The sequence below is a fragment of the Alkalicoccobacillus porphyridii genome, from assembly GCF_007293315.1.
In the GTDB taxonomy this organism is placed as follows: domain Bacteria; phylum Bacillota; class Bacilli; order Bacillales; family Bacillaceae_D; genus Alkalicoccobacillus; species Alkalicoccobacillus porphyridii.
Genome location: NZ_VLXZ01000383.1, coordinates 1 through 242 on the forward strand (window position 1 = coordinate 1; position 242 = coordinate 242).

Here is a 242-nt window from a genome sequence, read left to right on the forward strand (position 1 = left end):
AGTGTGGCGACACATGGAGCGGACAGATACTAATCGGTCGAGGACTTATCCAAAATCATGGTGAAAAGATGTGTGTGAATAACATGAACAGGACCGGAAAGCAGGTACGCTTGCCTTCCCGTCCTGTGGAGCGCGATTTAGTTTTGAGAGAATCTCATTTCTCTTATATGTCCGGTGGCAATAGCGAAGAGGTCACACCCGTTCCCATGCCGAACACGGCCGTTAAGCTCTTCTGCGTCAAT

General features: G+C 49.2%; 1 rRNA gene. It reads left to right on the forward strand.

The features are described from left to right. Window positions 1–170: 170 nt before the first annotated feature. Window positions 171–242 (forward strand): 5S ribosomal RNA (gene rrf / locus FN960_RS22365); the annotation flags it as partial.